Here is a 5,032-nt window from a genome sequence, read left to right as displayed (position 1 = left end):
ATTTTTAAAATAATCAAAGCTATACATAATAAAGTTTATATTAATTATTTTCTATTAATTTTGCATAACTACTGTAAAAGAGCCGTTTTAGTTATTTTCAATAATTAATAAAAATTGAAATATAGCAATTCTCGTTTTGGTGAGGTACAAAAATTGTCGTTGAAAGGCAAGAGGCAAGAGGCAAGAGGCAAGAGGCAATAAAAAATGTACCTCATAATTTTAAAAACCGCTATAAATGCGTTTGAGCTTATCATAATTGACACAATAATAAGTTCGATCGAATCCCATACATATTATAGATAATATTGAAATTATTACTAAAAATAAAAGATAAATTAAATACTTATCTTAGATTTTAAATTATCAAAATAATATCATTTATTGAAAGTTTTTCTAACACTTTTCTCAAAGAATAATTTATCATATTGACAAGAAACATTGTTTTCTGACAGTTATTATATTTTATTTTCAAATTTTAAATTTCTAATACTTAATTAAGATGACTTTAACACAAGTTTGGGGGGCTTTAATTATTCTAGTTATTTCCCCTATTATTGGGGCAATTCCTCTCATTGATTGGTTTACTTATGCAGTGTCAGGAAAGGAGTTAACAAAATTAGGCACGGGTAATATTTCGGTGTCGGCGGCTTTTTATCATGGCGGTAAATTGGCAGGTATCTTAGCAGTTTTATCCGAAGCAGGAAAGGGTGTCGCAGTGGTTTTATTAGCAAGGATTTTCTTTCCTTTTGGCTCAACTTGGGAAATTATCGCTATCATCGCTTTAGTGTTAGGGCGCTTTTATGGGGGAAAAGGTGCAGGTGCTACTAATGTCACTTGGGGAATTGTGACTCATAATCCTCTCGCTTCTGTCTTAATTGCTTTGTTGGGAGGGGTGAATTTTACTATCTGGCGTGAAAGGCAAAGGGGAAGAGTTGGGGTGTTGGTTTTAATGGTGGTGGTGTTATCGGCACAAAGGGTGCATGATATTAGTTATATTTTAAGCTCGATCGTACTGGCGGGGTTGTTAATTTGGATATATCAACGCATGGAAGATGATTTAGAATTAAATCCTAACCAAGTTAATGGGGAGTCGGCAAAAGTGTTTCGTTTTTTTCGAGGAGATCAAGGTATTCTTAGTTTAAATGATGTGTTAGATGCTCGTAAAGTAGGCTCAAAAGCCTCTAATTTGGCACAGTTGCAACGATGGGGTTATGATGTACCTCCAGCATGGATAATCAAAGCAGGAGATGATATTTTCCGTCTCTGTGAGTTTTTACAACCTTCTGAAAGTAATCCTTTAGTAGTTCGATCGAGCGCTTTAGATGAGGATTCTTTGACGGCATCGGCGGCGGGAATTTATGAGAGTTTTCTTCACATCACCGATAAGGAAAGTTTACAACAGGCTATCATTAATTGTTTGTCTTCCTATGATAGTTCGATCGCGCAAAATTATCGTCAAAATCGAGACAAAAACCCTCAAGGCATGGCGGTAATTGTGCAAAAACAAATACAGGGTTTATATTCTGGTGTCGTCTTTAGTAGAAATCCTGTCAATCAATTAGAAGATTGTGTGTGTATAGAAGCCTTAGCAGGATTAGCGACTCAAGTGGTGTCAGGGGAGTTTACTCCCGAAACCTATCAGGTGTATTTTCCCGAAGTGACTTTACAAGGAGAAGGAGAAACCCCTAGGGAAGTGTTAATAGAAGTGGCAAAAATGGCGAGGGAAATCGAAAATCTTTCCCAAGGGCAACCTCAAGATATAGAATGGACTTATGATGGTGAAAAAATTTGGTTATTACAAACTCGTCCTATTACCACTCTACAACCATTATGGACAAGAAAAATTGCCTCAGAAGTTATACCCGGTGTAATACGACCTTTAACATGGTCAATTAATCAACCTCTTACCTGTGGAGTTTGGGGGGATATTTTTACCATTGTTTTAGGCAAAAAAGCCGATAATTTAGACTTTACTAAAACTGCTACTTTACATTATCATCGAGCTTATTTTAATGCGACTCTTTTAGGAGAAATTTTTAAGCGCATGGGGTTGCCTCCTGAGAGTTTAGAATTTCTGACTCGTGGTGCAAAATTTACTAAACCTCCTCTTTCTGCTACCCTTACTAATTTATTTGGATTATGGCGTTTATTGAGCCATGAATTAGCATTATACGATCGTTTTTACTCTGATCTCGATCGATATTTTAATCCTTTATTAGATGAATTAATAGAAATAAATCCTAATAGTTTATCTTCTCCAGATTTATTAAAAAGAATAGAGTATATATTGAAAATACTAAAAAGAGCTACTTACTATAGTATTTTAGCCCCTTTAAGTTTTAATTTAAGATTAGGATTATTTAAAGTATCTCCTGATGATTTAGATTATAGCAATATTCCTGAAATAGCCTCTTTAAACGAAATTAAAAAAATTGCGATCGAAGCCCGAAAGTTATTACCGAAAAACGAATTAGAAACCATAGACTTAAATAATTACGCCGCTTTTTTTGCCTATTTAACAGAAACAAATGAGGGAGAATCTATCTTACAAAATTTAGATAAATGTTTAGAAACATACGGATATTTAAGTGAAGTTGCTACCGATATATCAGTGCCAAGATGGAGAGAAAATTCTCGGGTAATGAAAATGATGTTTACCAAATTTGTGGGAGAAAGTTTTACCGAATCAAGTATAACTAAAATGGAGAAAAAAGCCGATAAATTAAACGTTAATATAGTTCAAAAAAGATTAGAACTTAAAGGAAAAGTTAGTCAAATTTATTCGCAACTTTTAGCCCATTTAAAATATAGTTTTTTAGCCTTAGATAAACAAATATTAACACTTCCTATGTTAAGTGAAGAAGAAGATATATTCTTTTTAAAACTAGCCGAAATTAGAGACTTGATTCAACAAAAAAAACCCGAATTAAACATAAGCAACTTGATTAAAGAAAGAAAAAGAGAATGGAAAGAAAATAAAAAAATCACCACTATTCCTTACTTAATCTATGGTAATCCTCCTCCCATTGACTTAAGCTATAAATACACTCCCAACCTGACTAATTCATGTCTGCAAGGTATCGGTGCTAGTGCAGGAATCATTGAAGGTAAAATAAAAATAGCTAAAACTATCAGCGATAACGATAACATTGATTCTGATACTATCCTAGTTGTACCCCATACCGACTCAGGCTGGTCAACTATTCTAGCCCAAGCAGGGGGCATTATCGCAGAAGTAGGGGGAAAACTCTCCCACGGTGCAATTATCGCCAGAGAATACAAAATTCCTGCGGTTATGGATATTCACCACGCCACAGAAATTTTACAAGATGGTCAATTAGTGCGTTTAAATGGAGTAAAAGGCACTGTGGAAATCATGAAGAATGAAGAATGAAGAATGAAGAATTAAAAACTATTCACTATTCATTATTCTCATCAAAAGACTTTTCAGCAGACTCTACTTATTTGGTTGGGTTCTGCTATCACTAACCAAACCGATATATTAAACTATAATGAGTTAGAGATTTGATTTTCTTCATACTGAGAAAAAAATCAGGCAATATGCTTAGGAAAAAGTCGTCAAACATCATTTACTGAATTTTAAAAGGATTTCTGATGGAAAAACCCTATGATATAAAATCAGAGTTACAAATCAATCAAAAATTTCTACAACAAATTACTGATAATTTCCCCCAAATTCTTTATATTTTAAATCCCATAACATGGACAAATATATATATTAATCGTCATTGTACTAAGATTTTAGGTTATACCACCCAAGACTTTATTGAGGGGGGAAGTCAAATTTTTTTCGATATTTTACATCCCGAAGATTTACCTTTACTTTACAGTAATAGAGATTTTTGGAAAACCGCTCAAGATGATGATATTTTAACGACAGAATATCGAATGCGTACTAAAAATGGCGATTGGATTTGGTTACGATCGAAATATATTGTATTTGAAAGAGATGACAATAATCAAGTTATTAAAGTATTAGGCACAGCCCAAGATATTACACAGGAAAAAATCATTGAGTCCACTTTAAAGGAAAATCAAGAACTTTTTGAAAGATTAACTAATGCTTCGCCAGTAATTCTTTATATTCTCATTGGAAATGAAGATGGTATTGTTTGTTTTGAATATTTGAGTCCAGCTTTTGAACAAATCCACGAAGTTTCAGTAGAAAAAGCCATGAAAGATAGTTCGATTCTATTTGAACAGATTCACCCCGAAGATGTCAAGGGGTATAAACAAGCCATCCGCAAATGTATGGAGACTTTAGAAAACTTTAGCCATGAATGGCGTATTGTCACCCCATCGGGTAAAATCAAATGGATAAAAGCCAATTCTAGCCCCAAAAAACGCCCCAATGGAGAGATTGCTTGGCATGGAGTGGTTATCGATACCACCCAAAGAAAAGAAGCCGAATTAGCCTTACAAAAAGCCAAAGAAATGGCGGAGGAAGCTAACCAAGCTAAAAGTCAATTTCTCGCTAATATGAGTCATGAAATTAGAACGCCGATGAATGGTGTTTTAAGTATGAGTGAACTATTGTTCACAACTTCATTAACGCCTTATCAAAAAGATATTCTTAAAACCATTGTGGATAGTGGTAAAAGTCTGTTAGTAATTCTTAATGATATTCTTGATTTTTCTAAAATTCAATCGGGAATGCTCGAATTAGAAGAAGAATCGTTTATTTTAGAGGATGTGATCAAATCTGTATGTTATTTGTTTTATCAACAGTCGATCGAAAAGGGCATCAACTTAACCTATTTTATCAATCCTGATGTACCTTATCGCATCATCGGAGATTCCACCCGTTTGCGACAAATTTTGTTTAACCTTGTGGGTAATGCCGTTAAATTCACCCCAAAAGGAGAGGTTTTTGTTTTTGTTAGCAGTGAAATTTTAGCTTAAACGGCGAGAAGCCCCACACTTTGTTTTCGAGTAAAAAAAATAATTAAAACAAGTGTGGGATGAATCGCCAGTGACGTGATAAAATAACTATAGGTTAACCACCTCAACC

2 protein-coding genes are annotated in these 5,032 nt (G+C 34.1%); both read left to right on the top strand.

All coding sequences use genetic code 11. The features are described from left to right. The first annotated feature begins 499 nt into the window (after window positions 1–499). Window positions 500–3,394: a glycerol-3-phosphate acyltransferase gene (locus ACN4EE_RS21995; RefSeq protein ID WP_431708657.1), complete on the top strand. Its 2,895-nt coding sequence runs from the start codon at window positions 500–502 to the stop codon at window positions 3,392–3,394. A gap of 221 nt (window positions 3,395–3,615) precedes the next feature. Next, window positions 3,616–4,923 (top strand): PAS domain-containing protein, encoded by a 1,308-nt coding sequence (locus tag ACN4EE_RS21990; protein ID WP_431708656.1) that lies wholly within the window; start codon window positions 3,616–3,618, stop codon window positions 4,921–4,923. The last annotated feature ends 109 nt before the right edge of the window (window positions 4,924–5,032 follow it).

It is taken from the genome of Geminocystis sp. CENA526 (genome assembly GCF_050753365.1).
Taxonomy (GTDB): Bacteria; Cyanobacteriota; Cyanobacteriia; order Cyanobacteriales; family Cyanobacteriaceae; genus Geminocystis.
Note: the sequence above shows the minus strand (reverse complement) of the source record. Positions and strands in the feature narration are given on the sequence as shown.